Raw genomic sequence first — 23,105 nt, forward strand, 5'->3', positions numbered from 1 at the left:
AAACCCCGGCGAGAGAGGCCGAAGGCCAATTCATGACCATGACTGATCCGATCGCAGACATGCTTACGCGTCTGCGTAACGCGAACTCGGCATACCACGACTCCGTGACGATGCCGGCATCGAAGATCAAGTCGCACATCGCGGAGATCCTCCAGCAGGAGGGCTTCATCACGGGCTGGAAGGTCGAGGACGCCGAGGTCGGTAAGAACCTCGTTCTCGAGCTGAAGTTCGGCCCGAACCGTGAGCGCTCCATCGCGGGCATCAAGCGGATCTCCAAGCCCGGTCTCCGGGTGTACGCGAAGTCCACCAACCTGCCGAAGGTGCTCGGCGGCCTCGGCGTGGCGATCATCTCCACGTCGCACGGGCTCCTCACCGACAAGCAGGCCGGCAAGAAGGGCGTGGGTGGGGAAGTCCTCGCCTACGTCTGGTAGCAGAAGGGAACGGAGGAAACAGCTATGTCGCGTATTGGCAAGCTCCCCATCACGGTTCCCGCCGGCGTGGACGTCACCATCGACGGCCGTACGGTCTCGGTCAAGGGCCCCAAGGGCGCACTGACCCACACCGTCGTGGCACCGATCGAGATCGTCAAGGGTGAGGACGGCGTTCTGAACGTCACCCGCCCGAACGACGAGCGTCAGAACAAGGCCCTGCACGGCCTGTCCCGCACGCTGGTGGCGAACATGATCACCGGCGTGACCCAGGGTTACGTGAAGAAGCTCGAGATCAGCGGTGTCGGTTACCGCGTGACCGCCAAGGGTTCGAACCTCGAGTTCGCTCTGGGCTACAGCCACCCGATCGTCGTCGAGGCGCCCGAGGGCATCACCTTCAAGGTCGAGGCCCCGACTCGTTTCTCGGTCGAGGGCATCGACAAGCAGAAGGTCGGCGAGGTTGCGGCCAACATCCGCAAGCTGCGCAAGCCTGACCCGTACAAGGCCAAGGGCGTCAAGTACGAGGGCGAAGTCATCCGCCGCAAGGTCGGAAAGGCGGGTAAGTAAGCCATGGCATACGGGCAGAAGATCCTCAAGGGCGACGCCTACAAGCGCGCCGCGATCAAGCGCCGTCACATCCGGATCCGCAAGCGGATCGCCGGTACGGCGGAGCGTCCCCGTCTGGTCGTGACCCGCTCCAACCGCCACATCGTGGCGCAGGTGATCGACGACCTCAAGGGCCACACCCTGGCTTCCGCGTCCACGCTGGACGTGTCGGTCCGTGGTGGCGAGGGCGACAAGTCCGCGCAGGCCAAGCAGGTCGGCGCCCTGGTCGCCGAGCGTGCCAAGGCCGCCGGTGTCGAGGCTGTCGTGTTCGACCGTGGTGGCAACCAGTACGCCGGGCGCATCGCCGCCCTGGCGGACGCCGCCCGCGAAGCCGGGCTCAAGTTCTGAGCCTGCCGTAGCTAGCGGAAACAGAGAGAGGTAATTCCAATGGCTGGACCCCAGCGCCGCGGTGGCGGTGCCGGTGGCGGCGAGCGGCGGGACCGGAAGGGCCGTGACGGCGGCGCTGCTGCCGCCGAGAAGACCGCGTACGTTGAGCGCGTTGTCGCGATCAACCGCGTCGCCAAGGTTGTGAAGGGTGGTCGTCGCTTCAGCTTCACCGCGCTGGTCGTGGTGGGCGACGGTGACGGCACCGTGGGTGTCGGTTACGGCAAGGCCAAGGAGGTGCCGGCCGCCATCGCCAAGGGTGTTGAGGAGGCCAAGAAGCACTTCTTCAAGGTCCCCCGTATCCAGGGCACCATCCCGCACCCCATCCAGGGTGAGAAGGCTGCCGGCGTCGTGCTGCTCAAGCCCGCGTCCCCGGGTACCGGTGTTATCGCCGGTGGTCCGGTGCGTGCCGTGCTCGAGTGCGCCGGTATCCACGACGTGCTGTCGAAGTCGCTCGGCTCCGACAACGCGATCAACATCGTGCACGCGACCGTGGAGGCCCTGAAGGGCCTGCAGCGTCCCGAGGAGATCGCGGCCCGCCGTGGTCTGCCGCTCGAGGACGTCGCGCCCGCGGCTCTGCTGCGTGCCCGTGCCGGAGTGGGTGCGTGATGGCGCAGCTGAAGATCACGCAGGTCAAGTCCTACATCGGCAGCAAGCAGAACCACCGCGACACCCTGCGTTCCCTTGGTCTCAAGGGCATCAACACGCAGGTCGTCAAGGAGGACCGCCCCGAGTTCCGCGGCATGGTGCACACCGTCCGCCACCTCGTGACGGTCGAGGAGGTCGACTGATCATGGCGGAGCAGAACCCGCTCAAGATCCACAACCTCCGTCCCGCCCCGGGCGCCAAGACCGCCAAGACCCGTGTCGGTCGTGGTGAGGCGTCGAAGGGTAAGACGGCCGGTCGTGGTACCAAGGGTACGAAGGCTCGTTACCAGGTTCCGGAGCGCTTCGAGGGTGGCCAGATGCCCCTCCACATGCGCCTCCCGAAGCTGAAGGGCTTCAAGAACCCGTTCAAGACCGAGTTCCAGGTCGTGAACCTCGACAAGCTGGCCGCGCTCTACCCCGAGGGTGGCGAAGTCACCGTCGAGGGTCTGGTGGCCAAGGGTGCCGTTCGCAAGAACAGCCTCGTCAAGGTCCTCGGCCAGGGCGAGATCTCCGTGGCGCTGCAGGTGACGGTCGACGCCGTCTCCGGCTCCGCCAAGGAGAAGATCACCGCCGCCGGCGGTACGGTCACCGAGCTCGTCTGAATCCTTCAGGCGCCTCGATGACGTGAGCGATCCCGACCGGGGATACCCCACAATGGGGTATCCCCGGTTGGTCGTTCCACGGGGGCAGTGTCGCCGGTAAGGTGGCCTGCACTGTTACTTTTTCGTATTCGTCGAACCTCAAGACCGTCACCCTTGACGCAGTTGCGCGGGGGTCGCAGGAGGCACCGTGCTCACCGCGTTCGCCCGGGCGTTCAGGACGCCCGACCTGCGCAAGAAGCTGCTCTTCACGCTGGGCATCATCGTGGTCTACCGGGTCGGTACCCACATCCCGATCCCTGGCGTCAACTACAAGGCCGTCCAGCAGTGTGTGAGCGAGGCGGGGGCCAACCAGGGTCTGTTCGGCCTCGTGAACATGTTCAGCGGCGGTGCGCTGCTGCAGATCACGATCTTCGCGCTCGGCATCATGCCGTACATCACGGCCAGCATCATCCTTCAGCTGCTGACCGTGGTCATCCCGCGCCTGGAAGCCCTGAAGAAGGAGGGCCAGGCCGGCACGGCGAAGATCACGCAGTACACCCGCTACCTGACCGTGGCGCTCGCCATCCTGCAGGGCACCGGCCTGGTCGCCACCGCCCGCAGCGGCGCGCTCTTCAACGGCTGCTCGGTCGCCACGAGCATCGTCCCGGACCAGGCGATCTTCACGACGATCACGATGGTCATCTGCATGACCGCCGGTACGGCCGTCGTGATGTGGCTCGGTGAGCTGATCACCGACCGCGGCATCGGCAACGGCATGTCGATCCTGATGTTCATCTCGATCGCCGCGACCTTCCCGTCCGCGCTGTGGGCCATCAAGAAGCAGGGTTCGCTGGCCGGCGGCTGGATCGAGTTCGGCACGGTCATCCTGGTCGGCCTGGTCATGGTCGCGCTCGTCGTCTTCGTGGAGCAGGCCCAGCGCCGCGTTCCCGTGCAGTACGCGAAGCGCATGATCGGCCGCCGTTCCTACGGTGGTACGTCCACGTACATCCCGCTCAAGGTGAACCAGGCGGGTGTGATTCCCGTCATCTTCGCCTCGTCGCTGCTCTACATCCCGGCACTGGTGGCGCAGTTCGCGGGCGGGAACTCGAGCTGGAAAGCGTGGATCCAGAACAACCTGACCAAGGGTGACCACCCGCTTTACATCAGTCTGTACTTCTTGCTCATCGTTTTCTTCGCGTTCTTCTACGTGGCGATCTCCTTCAACCCCGAGGAAGTCGCCGACAACATGAAGAAGTATGGTGGCTTCATCCCGGGCATCCGGGCTGGCCGACCGACCGCTGAGTACCTGAGCTACGTGCTCAACCGGATCACCTGGCCGGGTTCGCTGTATCTGGGACTGATCGCTCTCGTACCGACAATGGCGTTGGTTGGGTTCGGGGCGACGAACAACTTCCCGTTCGGCGGGACCAGCATCCTGATCATCGTGGGTGTCGGTCTCGAGACGGTGAAGCAGATCGAGAGCCAGCTCCAGCAGCGCAATTACGAAGGGTTCCTCCGCTGATGCGTATCGTCCTCGTCGGGCCGCCGGGTGCCGGTAAGGGAACGCAAGCCGTCCGGCTCGCAGAGAAGCTGGCCATCCCGCACATCTCCACCGGCGACCTGTTCCGGGCCAACATCAGCCGGCAGACCGAGCTGGGCAAGCTCGCGAAGTCCTACATGGACGCCGGCAACCTCGTACCCGACGAGGTCACCATCGCGATGGCCAAGGACCGCATGGAGCAGCCGGACGCGGAGAACGGCTTCCTGCTGGACGGCTTCCCGCGCAACGTCTCGCAGGCCGAGGCCCTGGACGCGCTGCTGGAATCCGAGAGCATCACGCTGGACGCCGTCCTGGACCTGGAGGTCCCGGAGGAGGAGGTCGTCAAGCGGATCGCCGGCCGGCGCATCTGCCGTAACGACTCGTCCCACGTCTTCCACGTGACGTACAGCCCGGCGAAGCAGGAGGGCGTGTGCGACGTCTGCGGCGGTGAGCTCTACCAGCGCGACGACGACTCCGAGGAGACCGTCCGCAAGCGGCTGGAGGTCTACCACACGCAGACCGAGCCGATCATCGACTACTACAAGGCGCAGGGCCTGGTCGTGACGATCTCCTCCCTGGGCCCGGTGGACGAGATCACGCAGCGGGCGCTGGAGGCGCTCAAGCGCGAGAAGGCCGAGAACAAGTAGATCGCGGTCCTTCCGGCCGCGGCTCCCTCCCGGGTGCCGCGGCCGTAGTGTTGTGTAGGTAACCCAGCCGACGTGAGTGACGGAGAGCGCAGGCCCCCCATGGTGCAGATCAAGACCCCCGAGCAGATCGCCAAGATGCGTGCGGCGGGCCTGGTCGTCGCCGCGATCCACGCGGCCACCCGGGAGGCGGCGGTGCCGGGTGCCAGCACCAGGGACCTGGACGAGGTCGCCCGCAAGGTGCTCGCGGAGCACGGCGCCAAGTCGAACTTCCTGGGGTACGGCGGTTTCCCCGCGACGATCTGCACCTCGGTCAACGAGGTGGTCGTCCACGGCATCCCCGCGGAGGACGTCGTCCTGAAGGACGGCGACATCATCTCCATCGACTGCGGCGCGATCATCGACGGCTGGCACGGTGACGCGGCCTACACGGCTTTCGTGGGCTCCGGTCACGCCCCGGAGCTGATCGAGCTGTCCCGGGTGACCGAGGAATCGATGTGGGCCGGCATCGCGGCCATGAAGCAGGGCAACCGCCTGGTCGACATCTCCCGGGCCGTCGAGACGTACATCCGCCGCCAGCCGAAGCCCGGCGGCGGCAAGTACGGGATCATCGAGGACTACGGCGGCCACGGCATCGGCACCGAGATGCACATGGACCCGCACCTGCTGAACTACGTCGACCGCCGCCGCGGCAAGGGCCCCAAGCTGGTCCCCGGCTTCTGCCTCGCGATCGAGCCGATGGTCTCCCTCGGCACCCCCCGCACCGAGGTCCTCAAGGACGACTGGACGGTCATCACCACCGACGGCACCTGGTCCTCCCACTGGGAGCACTCGGTCGCACTGACCGCGGACGGCCCGCTCGTGCTGACGGCTCCGGACGGCGGCAGGGCAAAGCTGGCCGAGTACGGCGTGACGGCCGCCCCCGACCCCCTGGCATAGAGATCAGGGGCATGGGGCAGACTCCCTCGATTCGTGTTTCCGGGTGCGCTGACGTAGACTGACTCGTCGGCTCTCGTGCACCCGCATGTCTGCATGCGCTCGCACTTTGTCCCTCGGGACAAGCCAGAGAGTCGATCAAGGTAGTCGATTCGAAGGGCGAAGCGTGGCCAAGAAGCAAGGTGCCATCGAGATCGAGGGCACTGTCGTCGAGTCTCTGCCGAACGCCATGTTCAAGGTCGAGCTCCAGAACGGCCACCAGGTCCTGGCACACATCAGCGGCAAGATGCGTATGCACTACATCCGCATCCTCCCTGACGACCGGGTCGTGGTGGAGCTGTCTCCGTACGACCTGACGCGTGGCCGGATCGTCTACCGCTACAAGTAGATCTTGCCCGCGCCCCGGGCCCGCCCGGTGCGATGGCACTGACCCGGAGAACCTCACCCAATGAAGGTCAAGCCGAGCGTCAAGAAGATCTGCGACAAGTGCAGGGTGATCCGCCGTCACGGTCGGGTCATGGTCATCTGCGAGAACCCGCGCCACAAGCAGCGCCAGGGCTGACGCACGACCGATCCCTCTGCATTCATCGCAGAGTTTCGCGCGACGCAAGCTGAATATGTTCATACGCAGGACCCAGGCACCGCAGGTGTCTGACACCCCCGGTTCGGAGGCCGGGGACCCAGTTCGTACCTGGTACGGCGGCTGGGAGCCGGTTCTGCGGAAGACCTCCGAAGATCACCAGGAGCCATTGAATGGCACGCGTTTCCGGTGTTGACATCCCGCGCGAAAAGCGTGTGGAGGTCGCCCTCACCTACGTGTTCGGCATCGGCCGGACGCTCTCGCAGCAGACGCTGGCCGAGACCGGTATCGACCCGAACACCCGCGTTCGTGACCTGACCGAAGAGCAGCTGGTCGCGATCCGCGAGTACGTCGACAACAACATCAAGACCGAGGGTGACCTCCGTCGCGAGATCCAGGCCGACATCCGCCGCAAGGTCGAGATCGGCTGCTACCAGGGTCTCCGTCACCGTCGTGGTCTGCCCGTCCGTGGTCAGCGCACCAGCACGAACGCCCGCACCCGCAAGGGCCCGCGTCGCGCCATCGCCGGCAAGAAGAAGCCGGGCAAGAAGTAGTCCGCAGCGGACTCGCCGTCCAGCGGTCTTCGCTGTAGGACCGACCACCTCCCGTAGGAGTTATAGATGCCCCCCAAGGGTCGTCAGGGCGCTGCCAAGAAGGTGCGCCGCAAGGAAAAGAAGAACGTCGCTCACGGCCACGCGCACATCAAGAGCACGTTCAACAACACGATCGTTTCGATCACGGACCCGTCCGGCAACGTGATCTCCTGGGCCTCCGCCGGCCACGTCGGCTTCAAGGGCTCCCGGAAGTCCACGCCGTTCGCCGCGCAGATGGCCGCCGAGTCGGCTGCCCGCCGCGCCCAGGAGCACGGCATGCGCAAGGTCGACGTGTTCGTCAAGGGCCCGGGCTCCGGTCGTGAGACCGCGATCCGCTCCCTGCAGGCCACGGGCCTCGAGGTCGGCTCCATCCAGGACGTCACCCCGACCCCGCACAACGGCTGCCGTCCGCCGAAGCGTCGTCGCGTCTGACCTCGCTTCACCGGGCTTTTCGGGCGGTACGGCTCCTTCGGGTCGTGCCGCCCGTACCCTTGCAGTACCCGCGCTTTTCACGGGCGCGGTTTCCGTCGGGCGTCAAATAGCGGGCGTCCACGAATGAAGGATCTGATCCACACATGCTGATCGCTCAGCGTCCCTCGTTGACCGAAGAGGTCGTCGACGAGTTCCGCTCCCGGTTCGTGATCGAGCCGCTGGAGCCGGGCTTCGGCTACACCCTCGGCAACTCCCTCCGCCGTACCCTCCTGTCCTCGATCCCGGGTGCCGCTGTCACCAGCATCCGCATCGACGGCGTGCTGCACGAGTTCACCACCGTGCCGGGCGTCAAGGAGGACGTCACCGACCTGATCCTCAACATCAAGCAGCTGGTCGTCTCCTCGGAGCACGACGAGCCGGTCGTGATGTACCTGCGCAAGCAGGGCCCGGGTCTGGTCACCGCCGCCGACATCGCGCCCCCGGCCGGTGTCGAGGTGCACAACCCCGACCTGGTCCTCGCCACGCTCAACGGCAAGGGCAAGCTGGAGATGGAGCTGACCGTCGAGCGCGGTCGCGGCTACGTCTCCGCCGTGCAGAACAAGCAGGTGGGCCAGGAGATCGGCCGTATCCCGGTCGACTCCATCTACAGCCCCGTGCTGAAGGTCACGTACAAGGTCGAGGCGACCCGTGTCGAGCAGCGCACCGACTTCGACAAGCTGATCGTCGACGTCGAGACGAAGCAGGCCATGCGTCCGCGTGACGCCATGGCGTCGGCCGGTAAGACCCTGGTCGAGCTGTTCGGTCTCGCCCGCGAGCTGAACATCGACGCCGAGGGCATCGACATGGGCCCGTCCCCCACGGACGCTGCCCTTGCCGCCGACCTGGCGCTGCCGATCGAGGAGCTGGAGCTCACCGTTCGGTCGTACAACTGCCTCAAGCGTGAGGGCATCCACTCCGTGGGTGAGCTCGTCGCCCGCTCCGAGGCCGACCTCCTGGACATCCGCAACTTCGGTGCGAAGTCCATCGACGAGGTCAAGGCGAAGCTGGCCGGCATGGGCCTGGCCCTGAAGGACAGCCCGCCCGGATTCGACCCGACCGCCGCCGCCGACGCCTTCGGTGCCGACGACGACGCGGACGCGGGTTTCGTGGAGACCGAGCAGTACTGATCGGTCTTTGCCGGTGAGCATCCGCTCATCGGGTTCCTGACCCCGGTACCTGATACGGCCGGGGCAGACACACAGGAGAAGAACAATGCCGAAGCCCACCAAGGGTGCCCGTCTGGGCGGCAGCGCCGCGCACGAGAAGCTGCTCCTCGCGAACCTCGCGAAGTCGCTGTTCGAGCACGGCCGTATCACCACCACCGAGGCGAAGGCGCGCAAGCTGCGTCCGTACGCCGAGCGTCTGGTCACCAAGGCGAAGAAGGGCGACCTTCACAACCGCCGCCAGGTGCTCCAGGTCATCACGGACAAGAGCATCGTCCACACGCTCTTCACCGAGATCGGCCCGCGGTACGAGAACCGTCCGGGTGGCTACACCCGTATCACCAAGATCGGTAACCGCCGTGGCGACAACGCGCCCATGGCTGTCATCGAGCTGGTCGAGGCGCTGACGGTTGCGCAGCAGGCCACCGGTGAGGCCGAGGCCGCCACCAAGCGTGCGGTCAAGGAGGCCGAGGAGGCCAAGGTCGAGGAGACCAAGGTCGAGGACGCCGCCGAGGCTCCGGCCGAGGAGGCCTGAGTCCTTTCTCCGCATGAGCGGAGGTGACCCGGACGCCTGAGGCTCTGCCTGACGCTGAAAGCGGGTCGAAGCGGGTCCGCCCTTCGGGGCGGGCCCGCTTTCGCGTAGCTGAGAGGATCTGTTTGTGAGTGAAGTACAGCCCGGTCACGTCCGTATCCGCCTCGACCTGTCGTACGACGGCACCGACTTCCACGGCTGGGCCAAGCAGGCCGGCGGCAAGCGGACCGTGCAGGGGGAGATCGAGGACGCCCTGCGCACGGTGACGCGCACGAAGGACACGACGTACGAGCTGACGGTGGCCGGACGGACCGACGCGGGCGTGCACGCGCGCGGCCAGGTGGCCCATGTCGACCTGCCGGCCGAGCTGTGGGCGGAGCACCGCGAGAAGCTGCTCAAGCGGCTCGCCGGGCGGCTGTCCAAGGACGTGCGGGTGTGGAGCCTGACGGAGGCCCCGCGGGGCTTCAACGCCCGTTTCTCGGCCGTCTGGCGGCGTTACGCGTACCGCGTCACCGACAATCCCGGGGGAGTGGACCCCCTGCTGCGGGGCCACGTCCTCTGGCACGACTGGCCGCTCGACGTGGACGCCATGAACGAGGCCGCGCGGGCGCTGCTCGGCGAGCACGACTTCGCCGCGTACTGCAAGCGGCGTGAGGGCGCGACCACGATCCGTACGCTCCAGGAGCTGAGCCTTGCGCGGGGCGCCGACGGGATCATCACCGCGACCGTCCGGGCCGACGCCTTCTGCCACAACATGGTGCGCTCGCTGATCGGCGCGCTGCTGTTCGTCGGGGACGGGCACCGCGGGCCGGAGTGGCCCGGGAAGGTGCTGGCCGCCGGCGTGCGTGACTCGGCCGTGCATGTCGTACGACCGCACGGGCTGACCCTGGAGGAGGTCGGCTACCCCGCCGACGAGCTGCTGGCCGCGCGGAACCTGGAGGCGCGGAACAAGCGCTCGCTTCCGTCGGCGGGGTGCTGCTGAGCGCTACTGGGCGGCCGCCGAGGCCTGGGCCTCGCCGCGGCGCCAGATCTGGCGGAAGGCGAACTCCTGCAGGTCGTTCCCGGCGGAGAAGGCCTTCGTGTCCTTCTTGGTGACGTTCTTGCCGTTGGTGAAGCCGGTGATCGTGAAGTAGGCGTAGCGGCCGACGGCGTTGCGGGTCGAGAAGCAGATCGCACCGTTGCAGGAGGGCTTGACGCCCTTGCCGGACAGCGCGCGCACGATGCTCTTGTCGTCGGTCTGGCCCTTGGCCTTCGCCGCCTGGGCCTTGGTGTCGAAGACGGCGACGCCGACGGTGATCGCGAGGCCGCCCTCGGCGTAGCTGGCGCGGATCAGGCGGGTGCAGCCGTTCGCGGTGAGGACCTTGTTCAGGGTGCCGTCGGCGGCGGAGGCGCAGTTCTTGGTGTCGGCCGTGGCGCCCTTCTTGTACACCGTCTCGCCCATGGTCAGCTGGGTGCCCGGGAAGAGCGTCTCGGGGCTCAGCGGGGCGGTGTCCTTCTGCGCGCTGGAGATGAAGTCCTTCGGGTCCAGCGGGGGCGGAGCGCTGGTGGGGGCGAAGGACGGCGCCGTGGCCGAGCCGCTCGGCAGGGCGGCGCTGGCGGGCAGCTTGGTGGGGTGGCCGGAGGCGTCGTTGTCGCTGTTCGCGGAGACGACGGCCATGGCGACGGCCGTGCCTATCGCGACCGTGGCCAGCGCGCCGCCGCCGATGAACAGCAGCCTGCGGCGCTTGTTCCGCGTCTCCGAGGCCTCGGCGAGCGCGGCCCAGTCCGGAGTCCCGTCGTCACCGCCGCTGCTCCAGGGCTGCTGGGAATGCGGTTTCCAGGGATCCCACTGAGACTGGGGTCCCCCCTGCCCGTAACTCATGGGGCGCATCTTAGACGGGGGCCGGGGGATGCTGGAGTGCGTCGGTCGGCATGCCTCGTTTGTCCGGCGTGTGTCCGTCGGCATGCCTCGTTTTGACCCGTCCAGGGGCGTCCAGGTATTCTGCTTCTTCGTTGTGTATTGGCTTGCTCATTCTCACGGGACGGGCCCTTACACCGGTCCGCCGGGCCGATGACCAGCGATCAGCACGCGGTTTGCGTCACCGCGGTGCGGTCAAGGCTGTCGTGATCGTTTCGGTGACCTGTTCAGGACCATTCACTCGAAGCGAAGGCTACGAACCGTGCGTACGTACAGCCCCAAGCCCGGCGATGTGACGCGCCAGTGGCACGTCATCGACGCTCAGGACGTTGTCCTGGGTCGTCTCGCCAGCACCGCCGCCTCCATCCTGCGGGGCAAGCACAAGCCGATCTACGCGCCCCACGTCGACACCGGTGACTTCGTCATCATCATCAACGCCGACAAGGTGCACCTGTCCGGCAACAAGCGGACCCAGAAGATGGCGTACCGCCACTCCGGCTACCCGGGTGGTCTGCGCTCCGTCCGCTACGACGAGCTGCTCGACAAGAACCCCGAGAAGGCCATCGAGAAGGCCGTCAAGGGCATGCTCCCCAAGAACACGCTGGGCCGTCAGATGCTCTCGAAGCTGAAGGTCTACAAGGGTGACCAGCACCCGCACGCTGCCCAGCAGCCGGTGCCGTTCGAGATCACCCAGGTCGCGCAGTAAGTCCGGCCACCCCCTAAGACTGAAGAGAATCTGAGGAGAATCGTGGCCGAGACCACTGCCGAGCAGCCGCTCGAAGAGACCGAGCTCGTCGACATCGACAGCTACACCACCGAGTCCGAGGTCCCCGTCGAGGGTGAGTACACCTCGGAGTCCCTGGCCTCCCGCTTCGGCGAGCCCCAGCCGGCCGCCGGCCTGGGCCGTCGCAAGAACGCCATCGCCCGCGTCCGGATCGTTCCGGGCACCGGCAAGTGGAAGATCAACGGTCGCACCCTCGAGGACTACTTCCCGAACAAGGTGCACCAGCAGGAAGTCAACGAGCCCTTCAAGGTGCTCGAGCTCGACGGCCGTTACGACGTCATCGCCCGCATCGCGGGTGGCGGTGTCTCCGGTCAGGCCGGTGCGCTCCGTCTCGGTGTCGCCCGTGCGCTGAACGAGGCCGACGTCGACAACAACCGCGGCCCGCTCAAGAAGGCCGGCTTCCTCAAGCGCGACGACCGTGCGGTCGAGCGCAAGAAGGCCGGTCTGAAGAAGGCCCGCAAGGCCCCGCAGTACAGCAAGCGCTAATCAGCAGCTGCCTGCTCGTACTCCGAACGCCCCGGCGGCACGCCACATGTGCCGTCGGGGCGTTCGTTTATCCCGGTCAAGGGCGTATAACGACACAAGACGCTCAAAGGCTGGTGTGATCGGATGTTCAGCCGCCTGCCAACATTCCTGGCAGCAAGGACGCTTCCTCAGGAGGACAAGTGGGACGACTCTTCGGCACGGACGGCGTGCGCGGTGTCGCCAACGCGGACCTGACGGCAGAGATGGCCCTGGGCCTCTCCGTCGCGGCGGCGCACGTGCTGGCCGAGGCGGGCACCTTTGAGGGCCACCGTCCGACGGCGGTGGTCGGACGGGACCCGCGCGCGTCCGGGGAGTTCCTTCAGGCGGCCGTGGTCGCGGGTCTGGCCAGCGCCGGCGTGGACGTGCTGACCGTGGGCGTGCTGCCGACCCCCGCGGTCGCGTTCCTGACCGGCGCGCTCGGCGCCGACCTCGGCGTGATGCTGTCCGCCAGCCACAACGCCATGCCGGACAACGGCATCAAGTTCTTTGCCCGCGGCGGCCACAAGCTCGCCGACGAGCTCGAGGACAAGATCGAGGCCGTCTACGAGTCCCACCGCCACGGCGAGCCCTGGGAGCGTCCCACCGGTGCCGGGGTCGGGCGTGTGCGGTCGTACGACGAGGGCTTCGAGCAGTACGTCGGCCATCTGCTGTCGGTCCTGCCGAACCGTCTCGACGGGCTGACGATCGTCCTGGACGAGGCGCACGGCGCGGCCTCGGGCGTCTCGCCGGAGGTGTTCTCGCGGGCCGGCGCGCAGATCGTGACGATCGGTGCCGAGCCGGACGGGCTCAACATCAACGACGGCTGCGGCTCCACCCACCTGGACCAGCTGAAGGCCGCGGTCATCGAGCACGGCGCGGACTTCGGTATCGCGCACGACGGGGACGCCGACCGCTGCCTGGCCGTGGACCACACCGGCGAGGAGGTGGACGGCGACCAGATCCTGTCCGTGATCGCGCTGGCGCTGCGGGAGCGGGGCGAGCTGCGCTCCGACACCGTGGTCGCCACGGTCATGTCCAACCTGGGCTTCAAGCTGGCCATGGAGCGGGCCGGGATCCGGCTGGTCCAGACGGCCGTCGGTGACCGGTATGTGCTCGAGGAGATGAAGGAGCACGACTTCGCCCTGGGCGGCGAGCAGTCCGGGCACGTGATCATCCTCGACCACGCGACCACCGGTGACGGCACGCTGACCGGTCTGCTGCTGGCGGCGCGGGTCGCGGAGAGCGGCCGCACGCTGCGGGATCTCGCCGCGGTCATGGAGCGGCTGCCGCAGGTCCTGATCAACGTGCCGGATGTGGACAAGTCGCGGGTGAAGACGTCCGCCGACCTTGCTGCCGCTGTCGCCGAGGCGGAGCGGGAACTGGGGTCGACGGGGCGGGTGTTGCTGCGGTCATCGGGTACCGAACCGCTGGTGCGGGTGATGGTCGAGGCCGCGGACATCGATCAGGCCAGGTCCGTCGCCGGGCGTCTGGCCGATGCGGTGAAGTCGGCGCTGGGTTAGTGCCCCCGTACGTACGTCACTCGAACGTACGTAACAAAGAGTGCATACCCGGCAACTGATTGTTTCACTTTCGTCGAGGGAGCCCGCCCGGCGCCCTGCCTCGACGAAAGTGGGAAACACCGTATGAAGATCGTGAGCAGCACCCTGAAGCGAGCGGCCGGTCCGTCCCTGGTCGCGGGTCTCGTCGTCGTCTCGCTCGCCACCCCGGCCGCCGCCCAGACACCGGGCTCCACGGCGTTCCGCATCTTCGGCGGCCTCGCCGGGGTCCAGGCACGGTCCGGCGTGAACAACCAGGTCACGGCCACCGTTTCCGGTGGCCGTCTGATCCTCTCGGACACGACGGGTATCGCGGTCGGCCCGGGCTGCACCCGGGTGACCGGTAACCCCAACAGTGCCGACTGCGGCAGCGTCCTCACGGTCACCCGGCTCGCGATAGCGCTGGGCGACGGGGATGACACCTTCGATGGTTCCGCCGTTTTCATCAACACCACCGTCGATGCCGGTACAGGCACCGACAGTGTGAAGACCAACGGCCGCAACGACCTGGTCGGCGTGCAGGACAACGCCGGCGGTGACTCGGTGGACTGCGGCGGCGGCACCGACACGGTGTTCGCCGACCCCGGCGACACCAACATCACCAACTGCGAAGTGCGGTACAACTCCTAGCAGCCGCCGGCCTTCGCCGTACGCTCACGCTGTCTGGCCCACAGCCACTTCTGGGCCAGCAGCGTCAGGGTTCCGGCCAGGACGATGCCCAGCAGGTTCAGCAGGAGCTGGGCCGTGGATCCCCAGGCCTGGCGGTACTCGGTGTAGGTGAAGGCGACCGCGGCGTTGGCGGCTGCCGGGACCGTGGTCACGGAGATCGCCACGCCCACCAGGGCGCCCGACTTCGCCGAGGTCAGGGAGAGGGTGCCGGCGATGCCGGCCAGGACCGCCACGACGAAGGAGAAGGCGTCGGGGCGGTAGATGAAGTTGGTGTTGGGGCGTTGCGCCTCCAACTGGACCTTGGTGAACAGGTCGACGCCGTCCATGAGACAGCTGAAGCCGACCGTCACCGCCATCGCCACCGCGAAGCCCACGAGGAGCGCCGTCAGTGAGCGCAGGGCCAGTCGTGGGTGGCGCTGCACCAGGGCCGTGCTGAACCCGGCCAGCGGTCCGAACTCGGGGCCGACGGCCATCGCGCCGACAATCAGGACGGCGTTGTCCAGCACGACACCGCAGGCCGCGATCATCGTGGCGATGGTGAGAAAGGCGACGTAGGTGACCGACAGCGTCGACTCCTCGTGCGTGGCCTCGGCCAGGTGCTCCCAGATCACCGCGTCCGCGCCCTCGCCGGGCGCCTCCTGCTCGGCCTTGTCGGCCCGCCGGGACAGCGAGAGGTCGATGTTCTCGACGGCGATCGAGCCGGTGTCGTCCAGGCCCAGGCGCCGTAGCCCGCCGATGAGTTCATCGCCTGCCTCGCGGGCCACGTCGCACATCACCACGTCCCCGGCGGGGTTGCGGGCGGCCCCCGGCATCACGACGAGGTGCGTGGTGCCGACGGTCTTCTCGATCAGTCGGACCACGTCCTCGGTCCGGTCGGCCGGGGTGATCAGGCGCAGATGCAGCATGGCGCCTTTTTAACAGGCGGATTCAACAGGCGGGCTCACAGCTTCCGCAGCCGCAGTCGCTGCACCTTGTGGTCCGGGCCCTTGCGGACGATCAGGGTGGCGCGGCCGCGGGTGGGGGCGATGTTCTCGGTCAGGTTCGGCTTGTTGATCGTGCGCCAGAGCGTGCGGGCGTAGTCGAGGGCCTCCTCCTCGGAGACCTGGGTGTACTTGCGGAAGTACGAGTCCGGCTTCTGGAAGGCGGTCTGGCGCAGCTTCTTGAAGCGGTTGAGGTACCAGCGCTCGATGTCCTCGCCGCTCGCGTCGACGTACACGCTGAAGTCGAAGTAGTCGGCGAGTCCGACCCGGGTGCGGCCGTCCTTGCCGGGCAGGGCGGGCTGAAGGACGTTCAGGCCCTCGACGATCAGGATGTCCGGGCGGCGGACGGTGAGCCGCTGGTCGGGGACGATGTCGTAGATGAGGTGGGAGTAGACGGGTGCCGTCACCTCGTCCTTGCCCGCCTTGATGTCGGCGACGAACCGGGTCAGCGCCCGGCGGTCGTACGACTCGGGGAATCCCTTCCGCGACATCAGGCCGCGGGCCTCCAACTCCTGGGTGGACAGCAGGAAGCCGTCCGTGGTGACCAGCTCCACGCGCGGGTGCTCGGGCCAGCGGGAGAGCAGGGCCTGGAGAAGGCGGGCGACGGTGGACTTGCCCACGGCCACCGAGCCCGCCACCCCTATGACGAACGGGGTGCCGGACTGGGAGCCCTGCTCGCCGAGGAAGGTGTTCAGGGCGCCGCGCAGGCCGTCCGTGGCGCCGACGTAGAGGTTGAGGAGGCGGGAGAGCGGGAGGTAGATGTCCCGCACCTCGTCGAGGTCGATGACATCGCCGAGGCCGCGCAGCTTCTCGACCTCCTCGGCGGTGAGCGGCAGCGGCGTCTTGTCGCGCAGCGCGCTCCACTCGGCTCGGGTGAGGTCGACGTAGGGAGTCGCCTCCGGCCTTGACCGGTGGGCGCTCCGGGGCATCGGGGAGACCGGAGAGATCACAGTCCATTGTTAACGGAGTTTGAACGGGTCGGGGGGGTGGGGTGCGTCACGCAGCCGCGGTGGCCGGTCCGGGACCTTCGTAACGCGGTGAGAATTTCCGATTTCGGGCACGCGGCGGCCCTTTCGGGGCGCTCGTGGCCCGTAGGCTGCCGCTCATGTGCGGAATCGTGGGATACGTAGGGTCGCAGTCGGCGCTCGATGTCGTGATGGCCGGGCTGAAGCGACTGGAGTACCGGGGTTACGACTCGGCGGGCGTCGCCGTGCCGGCGGACGGCGGGCTCGCCGCGGCGAAGAAGGCCGGCAAGCTGGTCAATCTGGAGAAGGAACTGGTCGACCGGCCGCTGCCGGCGGGCTCGACCGGCATCGGCCACACCCGCTGGGCCACCCACGGCGGCCCGACGGATGCGAACGCGCACCCGCACCTGGACAACGCGGGCCGGGTGGCCGTCGTCCACAACGGCATCATCGAGAACTTCGCGGTGCTGCGGGCGGAACTGGCGGAGCGGGGCCACGAGCTGACCTCCGAGACGGACACCGAGGTCGTCGCCCATCTGCTGGCCGAGGAGTTCTCCGTCTGCGCCGACCTGGCGGAGGCGATGCGGTTGGCGTGCCGGCGCCTGGAGGGCGCGTTCACGCTGGTCGCCGTACACGCCGACACACCCGACGTGGTCGTGGGCGCGCGCCGCAACTCCCCGCTCGTGGTGGGCGTCGGCGAGGGCGAGGCATTCCTGGCCTCCGACGTCGCCGCGTTCATCGCCCACACGCGCTCGGCGATCGAGCTGGGCCAGGACCAGGTGGTGGAGCTGCGCCGGGACGGCGTGACGGTGACCGGCTTCGACGGCCGCCCCGCCGACGTCCGCCCCTACCACGTCGACTGGGACGCCTCGGCCGCGGAGAAGGGCGGCTACGACTACTTCATGCTCAAGGAGATCGCCGAGCAGCCCAAGGCGGTCGCCGACACGCTGCTGGGGCGGATCGACGCGGCCGGTTCACTGACCCTGGACGAGGTCCGGATCTCGCCGTCCGAGCTGCGCGAGGTGGACAAGGTCGTCATCGTCGCGTGCGGTACGGCCTTCCACGCCGGTCTGATCGCCAAGTACGCCATCGAGCACTGGACGCGGATCCCCTGCGAGGTGGAGCTGGCCAGCGAGTTCCGCTACCGGGACCCCATCCTCGACGGCCGCTCCCTGGTGATCGCCATCTCCCAGTCCGGCGAGACCATGGACACCCTGATGGCGCTGCGGCACGCCCGGGAGCAGGGCTCGAAGGTCCTGGCCATCTGCAACACGAACGGTTCGACGATCCCTCGCGAGTCGGACGCTGTGCTGTACACGCACGCCGGCCCGGAGGTCGCTGTCGCCTCCACCAAGGCGTTCCTGACCCAGCTGGTGGCCTGCTACCTGGTGGCCCTGTACCTGGGCCAGGTGCGGGGCACCAAGTGGGGTGACGAGATCGGGGCGGTGATCCGCGACCTGTCGCAGATCTCCGGCGAGGTCGAGCGCGTCCTGGACACGATGGAGCCGGTACGGTCGCTCGCGCGCTCCCTGGCCGACAAGAACACGGTGCTGTTCCTGGGGCGGCACGTGGGCTACCCGGTCGCCCTGGAGGGCGCCCTCAAGCTCAAGGAGCTCGCCTACATGCACGCCGAGGGCTTCGCGGCGGGCGAGCTGAAGCACGGGCCGATCGCCCTGATCGAGGAGGACCTGCCGGTGGTCGTGGTCGTGCCCTCGCCCCGGGGCCGGTCCGTCCTCCACGACAAGATCGTGTCCAACATCCAGGAGATCCGGGCGCGGGGTGCGCGGACGATCGTGATCGCGGAGGAGGGCGACGAGGCGGTGGTCCCGTACGCCGACCACCTGATCCGGATCCCGGCGACTCCGACCTTGCTGCAGCCGCTGGTGGCGACGGTGCCGTTGCAGGTGTTCGCGTGCGAGTTGGCCACCGCCCGGGGCAACGAGGTGGACCAGCCGCGGAACCTGGCGAAGTCGGTGACGGTGGAGTGAGTCTTCGGGCTGGTGGCCTCGTCGGGCTTTCAAATGACGGTCGGGCCGCCCGCTTCGTGGCGTCAGACTGTGGCAATGGATCATGTGGAAGTCGCCGGGCAGCTGGTGCGTGACCGTTTCCCTGAGGCGCGGGCCGCTTTCCTTGCCGGAAGCGTGCTGACTCATCGTCGTACAGCCACCTCCGATCTGGACATCGTGGTGCTGCTGGCGGGGCCGCCCGCGCCGTTCCGGGAGAGCCTGGTGTACGAGGGCTGGCCGGTGGAGTTGTTCGTGCAGACCGAGGGCGACTGGCGTTCCTTCGCCGAGCGGGAGACGGCCGCCCGCAGCTCGCCGCTGCTGGCCATGTGCGCCGAGGGCGTCCTGCTGGCCGATGCCGACGGACTCGGGGCCGCGCTGCAGGCCGAGGCCCGGGAACGGCTCGCGGCGGGGCCTCCTGCGGCCTCGGTGACGGAGTTGGAGGACCGGCGGTACGCGCTCACCGACACCCTGGACGATCTGCGCGGCTGCACCGACCCGCAGGAGCGGACGTATCTCGTGGCCCACCTGCTCCAGCGGGCCTCCGAACTGGCGTTGCTGGCGGGCGGGCACTGGCTGGGCGGGGGCAAGTGGCTCTCACGGCGACTCGCCGCAGCCGACCCGGGCTTGCACGGGCGGCTGGTGGCAGGTGCTGCTGCGGCGATCTCCGGCGGGGATGAGGGGCCGGGGCGCTTCGTGGATGTGGTGAACGAGGTTCTGGAGCGGGGCGGTGGGCCCTTGTGGGCCGGGTACAGCCGGGGATGAGACAGGGCCTCAGTGAGGTTCCGGTGCATGCGGCGCGGAAGAACACCGGGTGGGAGCCTGCCTGACCGTAGGGTGCTGCGTATGAGCATCATCGGGGTCGGAATCGACGTTGCCGAGATCGACCGGTTCCGGGTGTCGCTGGATCGGACGCCTGGGCTGGCCGATCGGCTGTTCCTGGAGAGTGAGTTGCTGCTGCCCAGTGGGGAGCGGCGCGGTATCGCCTCCCTCGCGGTGCGGTTCGCCGCCAAGGAGGCGCTGGCCAAGGCGCTGGGTGCACCGCCCGGGCTGCACTGGACCGACGCCGAGGTGTACGTCGAGGACAGTGGACAGCCCCGGCTGCGGGTGAAGGGGACCGTGGCCGCGCGGGCGGCGGAACTCGGGGTGCGGTCCTGGCATGTGTCGCTCAGTCATGACGCCGGGGTGGCGTCGGCCGTGGTGATCGCCGAGGGGTGAGCGAGCCGGGTGCGGCCGCCGGCGTTTCCGGGGCAGACTCGACGTCATGCGTACTGCGTACAGCGTGGAGACGGTAAGGGCGGCCGAGCGGGAGTTGATGGCACGGCTGCCGGACGGGGCGCTGATGCAGCGGGCCGCCGCCGGGCTGGCCGCTGCCTGCGCGGAGTTGCTCGGGCGGGTGTACGGCAGCCGGGTGGTGCTGCTCGTCGGGAGCGGGGACAACGGCGGGGACGCGCTGTATGCGGGGGCGCGGCTGGCGCGGCGGGGAGCCGGGGTCACGGCCGTACTGCTCGCCCCCGAGCGTACCCACTCCGGTGGCCTCGCGGCCCTGCGCCGGGCGGGGGGTTCGGTCGTGGCTTCCGGTTCCGTCGAGGAAGTGATCGGGCGGGCCGATCTCGTTGTGGACGGCATTGTCGGGATCGGGGGGAAGGGCGGGCTGCGGCCGGATGCCGAGGCGCTGGCCGGTGTGGTCGAGCGGGCGCGGGCCGCTGTCGTCGCCGTCGATCTGCCGAGCGGGGTCGAGGCGGACACCGGGGAGGTGCGGGGGGCCGCGATCCGGGCCGACCTCACCGTCACCTTCGGGACCCACAAGCCGGGGCTGCTGATCGATCCGGCGCGGGAGTACGCCGGGTCCGTGCGGCTGGTCGACATCGGGCTCGAACTGCCGCCCACCGCCGAGCTGGAGGCGTTGCAGCACGCTGACGTGGCGCGGCTGCTGCCGGTGCCCGCGGCCGAGAGCGACAAGTACCGGCGGGGGGTTGTGGGCATCGCCGCCGGGTCCTCGCGGTATCCGGGGGCCGCCGTGCTCGCCGTCTTTGGGGCGCTGCGGGGCGGGGCCGGGGCCGTGCGGTACGTCGGGCCCGCGAAGGGCTCCGTCATCGCTCGCTTCCCGGAGACGCTGGTCTCCGACGAAGGGCCTGCCAGGGCCGGGCGGGTGCAGGCCTGGGTGGTGGGCCCCGGCGCCGGGGACGACGCGGCCACCGTGGCTCAGGTGCTGGACATCGACGTACCGGTGCTGCTGGACGCCGACGGGCTGCGGCTGGCCGAGCGGGACGCGGTGCGGCGGCGTACGGCGCCGACGCTGATGACCCCGCACGCCGGGGAGGCGGCCGCGCTGCTCGGGGTACGGCGGGAGGAGGTCGAGGGGGCTCGGCTGGCCGCGGTGCGGGAGTTGGCGGCGGTGTACCGGGCGACCGTGCTGCTGAAGGGGTCCACGACGCTGGTCGCGGACTTCGGGGGAGGGGCGGTGCGGGTCAACGCCACCGGGACGGGGTGGCTGGCCACGGCCGGGAGCGGGGACGTGTTGTCGGGGCTGGCGGGGTCACTGCTGGCGGCGGGGCTGTCCGCGCTGGACGCGGGGAGTGCGGCGGCGTATCTGCACGGGCTCGCGGGGCGGTTCGCGGCGGAGGGGGCGCCGGTGGGGGCGCATGATGTTGCCGAGGAGTTGCCTTCGGCCTGGCGGGATGTCTACCGGTAAGTCCTGGAACTCACCCCTTCAAATACGCCAGCACCGCCAGCACCCGCCGGTTGTCCTCCGGAGACTGCTCGATCTCCAGCTTGCCGAAGATCGACGCGATGTGTTTCGCCACCGCGCTCTCGCTGATGTGCAGGGCCTGGGCGACGGCCGTGTTGGAGCGGCCCTCGGCCATGAGGGTGAGGACCTCGTGTTCGCGGGGGGTCAGGGAGTCGGTGCGGCCCCGCTTCTCGCTGCGGGTCAGGAGCTTGGCGATGACCTGGGGGTCCATCACCGTGCCGCCGGTGGCGACCGTGCGCAGGGCGTCGATGAACTGGGCGGTGTGGGTGACGCGGTCCTTGAGCAGGTAGCCGACGGCGCCCTCGCCGGAGGCGAGGAGTTCATGGGCGTAGAGCTGGTCGACGTACTGGGAGAGGATCAGGACCGGCAGGCCCGGACGGCTGCGGCGGGCCTCCAGGGCCGCCTTCAGGCCCTCGTCCGTGTGCGTCGGCGGCAGGCGGATGTCGATCACCGCCACGTCCAGGTCCGTCTGCGCCAGTGCCCGGACCAGCGCAGGGCCGTTGTCCACCGAGGCGACGACCTCGCAGCCGTGTTCGCGCAGGGTGCGGGTCAGGCCGTCGCGGAGGAGGAAGAGGTCTTCGGCGAGGACGACGCGCACGGGATCTCCAGGGTCGCGGTGGTCGGTCCGCCCGGCGGGCTGTGCAGGGCGAGCGTGCCGTCGAAGGTATCCAATCGGCGCCGCACGCCGAGCAGTCCGGTCCCGGCGGACGTGTCCGCGCCGCCGTGGCCGTCGTCCGTGACGCTCACGCGCAGGCGAGTGCCGTCGTGGGTGAGGGTGATGTCCACTCTCGTCGCGTCCGCGTGCTTGGCCGCGTTGGTGAGGAGCTCGGACACCGCGAAGTAGGCCGCCGATGCGACGGGCGCGGGGAGGCGGGCCGGTGGCAGGCGGGCGTCCACCGCCACGTCCAGATGGCTGTCCAGAGCCAGGGAGCGGACCGCGTCGGCGAGGCCCCGGTCGGCCAGCACCGGAGGGTGGATGCCGTGCACGAGGTCGCGCAGGTCCTGCAACGCCCGCTCGGAGGTGGCCCGGACGTCCAGGAGGAGGGTGCGGGCCCGGTGCGGGTCGGTCCCCAGCAGGCGGGTCGCCTCGTCCAGGGTGAGGCCCAGGGCGACCAGGCGGGCCTGGGCGCCGTCGTGCAGGTCGCGTTCGATACGGGTGAGTTCGGCCGCGTGTACGTCCTGGGCGGCGGCCCGGGTGTCGGTGAGGCGGGCCACGCGCCGGGTCAGTTCGGTGCTGCGCGGGGCGGAGAGCAGGCGGTGGGTGAGGCGGGCGTGCAGGGCCGTCATGACCGGGGCCAGGCGAAGGCCCGCCGCGATGAGGGCCAGGCCCAGCAGCAGTGCCGTGACCATGGTCGGCGTGGAGGTGACCGGTACGAAGGCGTACCAGTTGCCGTCGCCCAGCCGGCGCCAGACGAAGGGCTGGACGAGGGCGCCGAACGCCCCGTACTCGACCAGCGCGAGCGGAACGGCCGCCAGCAGCCCGCCCGTCCACGGCTCCAGCCAGGCCCAGCGCAGGTCGTGCCAGAAGCCGTCGTCCCCGAGGATCGCGGCGCTGCCACGGCGGGCCGAGGTGCCGTGGGGGAGGGGGTCGGGCGGGCTGAGGGGGCGCCCGGTCCAGCGGGTTGCGCGGGCCCGGTACCGGTCCGACACGCGGCGCAGCAGCCCTGCGGCCGGAGGCAGCAGCCAGAAGCCGACCCCGAGCGGTACCAGCGCCAGCGCCCCACCGACCAGCACCCCGGCGCCGACCACGAGAAACCCGCTCAGCCCAAGCACCTGACACCGCCCGAGGTGAACCCAGCCACCGCGTGTCTGTGCCGGTGTCGCGGTCATGGTGTGGCTCCGGTGGGTCTGAGCACGTGGCATCGGCCGGGGTGTGCTCGGCGACCGTGC

General features: G+C 68.9%; 29 protein-coding genes. 24 read left to right on the forward strand and 5 right to left on the reverse strand.

All coding sequences use genetic code 11. The features are described from left to right. Positions 1-32 precede the first annotated feature (32 nt). The 16 genes from rpsH (at position 33) to truA (ending at position 10,087) form a co-directional block, all read left to right on the forward strand. Positions 33-431: a 30S ribosomal protein S8 gene (gene rpsH / locus AQI88_RS10780; protein WP_007384075.1), complete on the forward strand. Its 399-nt coding sequence runs from the start codon at positions 33-35 to the stop codon at positions 429-431. Between the two features lie 24 nt (positions 432-455). Continuing rightward, on the forward strand, positions 456-995 hold the full coding sequence (rplF, locus tag AQI88_RS10785) for a 50S ribosomal protein L6 (RefSeq protein WP_066995714.1): 540 nt from the start codon (positions 456-458) through the stop codon (positions 993-995). 3 nt (positions 996-998) lie between these two features. Beyond that, a complete protein-coding gene (rplR, locus tag AQI88_RS10790; RefSeq protein WP_066995715.1) occupies positions 999-1,382 on the forward strand; it encodes a 50S ribosomal protein L18 in 384 nt (127 codons plus the stop codon). A 39-nt stretch (positions 1,383-1,421) separates the two neighbouring features. Continuing rightward, positions 1,422-2,027 (forward strand): 30S ribosomal protein S5, encoded by a 606-nt coding sequence (gene rpsE / locus AQI88_RS10795; protein WP_003998815.1) that lies wholly within the window; start codon positions 1,422-1,424, stop codon positions 2,025-2,027. After that, the gene (rpmD, locus tag AQI88_RS10800) at positions 2,027-2,209 is read left to right on the forward strand and encodes a 50S ribosomal protein L30 (protein WP_003974250.1); all 183 of its coding nucleotides are present in this window, start codon (positions 2,027-2,029) and stop codon (positions 2,207-2,209) included. Before rpsE ends, rpmD begins: the two co-directional genes overlap by 1 nt. 2 nt (positions 2,210-2,211) lie before the next feature. Further along, positions 2,212-2,667: a 50S ribosomal protein L15 gene (rplO, locus tag AQI88_RS10805; protein WP_023547373.1), complete on the forward strand. Its 456-nt coding sequence runs from the start codon at positions 2,212-2,214 to the stop codon at positions 2,665-2,667. A gap of 187 nt (positions 2,668-2,854) precedes the next feature. Then, positions 2,855-4,168, forward strand: coding sequence for a preprotein translocase subunit SecY (gene secY / locus AQI88_RS10810; RefSeq protein WP_066995717.1), 1,314 nt, complete (start codon positions 2,855-2,857; stop codon positions 4,166-4,168). Beyond that, on the forward strand, positions 4,168-4,833 hold the full coding sequence (locus AQI88_RS10815) for an adenylate kinase (RefSeq protein WP_066995719.1): 666 nt from the start codon (positions 4,168-4,170) through the stop codon (positions 4,831-4,833). The genes secY and AQI88_RS10815 overlap by 1 nt, the downstream gene beginning before the upstream one ends. Before the next feature lie 99 nt (positions 4,834-4,932). Then, positions 4,933-5,769 carry a type I methionyl aminopeptidase gene (map, locus tag AQI88_RS10820; protein ID WP_066995721.1) on the forward strand — a complete coding sequence of 279 codons (837 nt, stop codon included), beginning with the start codon at positions 4,933-4,935 and terminating at the stop codon, positions 5,767-5,769. Between the two features lie 163 nt (positions 5,770-5,932). Beyond that, complete coding sequence (gene infA, locus AQI88_RS10825) at positions 5,933-6,154, forward strand: translation initiation factor IF-1 (protein WP_003948620.1); 222 nt, start codon at positions 5,933-5,935, stop codon at positions 6,152-6,154. Positions 6,155-6,214: 60 nt separating this feature from the next. Continuing rightward, a complete protein-coding gene (gene rpmJ / locus AQI88_RS10830) occupies positions 6,215-6,328 on the forward strand; it encodes a 50S ribosomal protein L36 (RefSeq protein WP_003998809.1) in 114 nt (37 codons plus the stop codon). 191 nt (positions 6,329-6,519) lie between these two features. After that, the gene (gene rpsM, locus AQI88_RS10835; protein WP_031167100.1) at positions 6,520-6,900 is read left to right on the forward strand and encodes a 30S ribosomal protein S13; all 381 of its coding nucleotides are present in this window, start codon (positions 6,520-6,522) and stop codon (positions 6,898-6,900) included. Positions 6,901-6,966: 66 nt separating this feature from the next. Then, a complete protein-coding gene (gene rpsK, locus AQI88_RS10840) occupies positions 6,967-7,371 on the forward strand; it encodes a 30S ribosomal protein S11 (RefSeq protein WP_003956432.1) in 405 nt (134 codons plus the stop codon). A 143-nt stretch (positions 7,372-7,514) separates the two neighbouring features. After that, complete coding sequence (locus AQI88_RS10845) at positions 7,515-8,537, forward strand: DNA-directed RNA polymerase subunit alpha (RefSeq protein ID WP_003966937.1); 1,023 nt, start codon at positions 7,515-7,517, stop codon at positions 8,535-8,537. An 85-nt stretch (positions 8,538-8,622) separates the two neighbouring features. Beyond that, positions 8,623-9,108 carry a 50S ribosomal protein L17 gene (rplQ, locus tag AQI88_RS10850; RefSeq protein WP_066995724.1) on the forward strand — a complete coding sequence of 162 codons (486 nt, stop codon included), beginning with the start codon at positions 8,623-8,625 and terminating at the stop codon, positions 9,106-9,108. Positions 9,109-9,232: 124 nt separating this feature from the next. Beyond that, positions 9,233-10,087 carry a tRNA pseudouridine(38-40) synthase TruA gene (truA, locus tag AQI88_RS10855; protein WP_066995727.1) on the forward strand — a complete coding sequence of 285 codons (855 nt, stop codon included), beginning with the start codon at positions 9,233-9,235 and terminating at the stop codon, positions 10,085-10,087. 3 nt (positions 10,088-10,090) lie between these two features. On the opposite strand, the gene AQI88_RS10860 is transcribed toward truA, so the two are convergent. Beyond that, positions 10,091-10,966, reverse strand: a complete 876-nt coding sequence (locus AQI88_RS10860) for a hypothetical protein (protein ID WP_066995730.1) — start codon at positions 10,964-10,966, stop codon at positions 10,091-10,093. Positions 10,967-11,264: 298 nt separating this feature from the next. Between AQI88_RS10860 and rplM the strand changes: the two genes are divergently transcribed. The 4 genes from rplM to AQI88_RS10880 all read left to right on the forward strand — a co-directional run bounded on the left by rplM (position 11,265) and on the right by AQI88_RS10880 (position 14,476). Further along, positions 11,265-11,708 carry a 50S ribosomal protein L13 gene (gene rplM / locus AQI88_RS10865; RefSeq protein ID WP_037680366.1) on the forward strand — a complete coding sequence of 148 codons (444 nt, stop codon included), beginning with the start codon at positions 11,265-11,267 and terminating at the stop codon, positions 11,706-11,708. A gap of 42 nt (positions 11,709-11,750) precedes the next feature. Beyond that, on the forward strand, positions 11,751-12,272 hold the full coding sequence (rpsI, locus tag AQI88_RS10870) for a 30S ribosomal protein S9 (RefSeq protein WP_066995736.1): 522 nt from the start codon (positions 11,751-11,753) through the stop codon (positions 12,270-12,272). 179 nt (positions 12,273-12,451) lie between these two features. After that, positions 12,452-13,810 carry a phosphoglucosamine mutase gene (gene glmM / locus AQI88_RS10875; protein ID WP_066995739.1) on the forward strand — a complete coding sequence of 453 codons (1,359 nt, stop codon included), beginning with the start codon at positions 12,452-12,454 and terminating at the stop codon, positions 13,808-13,810. Positions 13,811-13,942: 132 nt separating this feature from the next. Beyond that, positions 13,943-14,476, forward strand: coding sequence for a hypothetical protein (locus tag AQI88_RS10880; RefSeq protein ID WP_159050333.1), 534 nt, complete (start codon positions 13,943-13,945; stop codon positions 14,474-14,476). Here AQI88_RS10880 and AQI88_RS10885 read toward each other — a convergent pair. After that, positions 14,473-15,420, reverse strand: a complete 948-nt coding sequence (locus tag AQI88_RS10885) for a DUF389 domain-containing protein (protein WP_066995746.1) — start codon at positions 15,418-15,420, stop codon at positions 14,473-14,475. The two genes, AQI88_RS10880 and AQI88_RS10885, sit on opposite strands and share 4 nt — an antisense overlap. 35 nt (positions 15,421-15,455) lie before the next feature. Then, positions 15,456-16,424, reverse strand: a complete 969-nt coding sequence (gene coaA / locus AQI88_RS10890; RefSeq protein WP_066995748.1) for a type I pantothenate kinase — start codon at positions 16,422-16,424, stop codon at positions 15,456-15,458. Positions 16,425-16,600: 176 nt separating this feature from the next. Between coaA and glmS the strand changes: the two genes are divergently transcribed. The 4 genes from glmS (at position 16,601) to AQI88_RS10910 (ending at position 21,158) form a co-directional block, all read left to right on the forward strand. Continuing rightward, on the forward strand, positions 16,601-18,448 hold the full coding sequence (glmS, locus tag AQI88_RS10895; RefSeq protein ID WP_066995751.1) for a glutamine--fructose-6-phosphate transaminase (isomerizing): 1,848 nt from the start codon (positions 16,601-16,603) through the stop codon (positions 18,446-18,448). 75 nt (positions 18,449-18,523) lie between these two features. Then, complete coding sequence (locus AQI88_RS10900) at positions 18,524-19,228, forward strand: nucleotidyltransferase domain-containing protein (protein WP_066995754.1); 705 nt, start codon at positions 18,524-18,526, stop codon at positions 19,226-19,228. Between the two features lie 81 nt (positions 19,229-19,309). Beyond that, positions 19,310-19,681 (forward strand): holo-ACP synthase, encoded by a 372-nt coding sequence (locus AQI88_RS10905; protein ID WP_066995757.1) that lies wholly within the window; start codon positions 19,310-19,312, stop codon positions 19,679-19,681. Positions 19,682-19,727: 46 nt separating this feature from the next. Next, a complete protein-coding gene (locus AQI88_RS10910; RefSeq protein ID WP_079057505.1) occupies positions 19,728-21,158 on the forward strand; it encodes an NAD(P)H-hydrate dehydratase in 1,431 nt (476 codons plus the stop codon). 10 nt (positions 21,159-21,168) lie between these two features. Here the strand turns inward: AQI88_RS10910 and AQI88_RS10915 are convergent, their stop codons facing one another. Together AQI88_RS10915 and AQI88_RS10920 are read right to left on the reverse strand one after the other, a co-directional pair. After that, a complete protein-coding gene (locus AQI88_RS10915) occupies positions 21,169-21,813 on the reverse strand; it encodes a response regulator transcription factor (RefSeq protein WP_066995760.1) in 645 nt (214 codons plus the stop codon). After that, positions 21,765-22,988: a sensor histidine kinase gene (locus AQI88_RS10920; protein ID WP_244184099.1), complete on the reverse strand. Its 1,224-nt coding sequence runs from the start codon at positions 22,986-22,988 to the stop codon at positions 21,765-21,767. Before AQI88_RS10920 ends, AQI88_RS10915 begins: the two co-directional genes overlap by 49 nt. Positions 22,989-23,105 lie beyond the last annotated feature (117 nt).

This window comes from Streptomyces cellostaticus, assembly GCF_001513965.1.
Classification (GTDB): Bacteria; Actinomycetota; Actinomycetes; order Streptomycetales; family Streptomycetaceae; genus Streptomyces; species Streptomyces cellostaticus.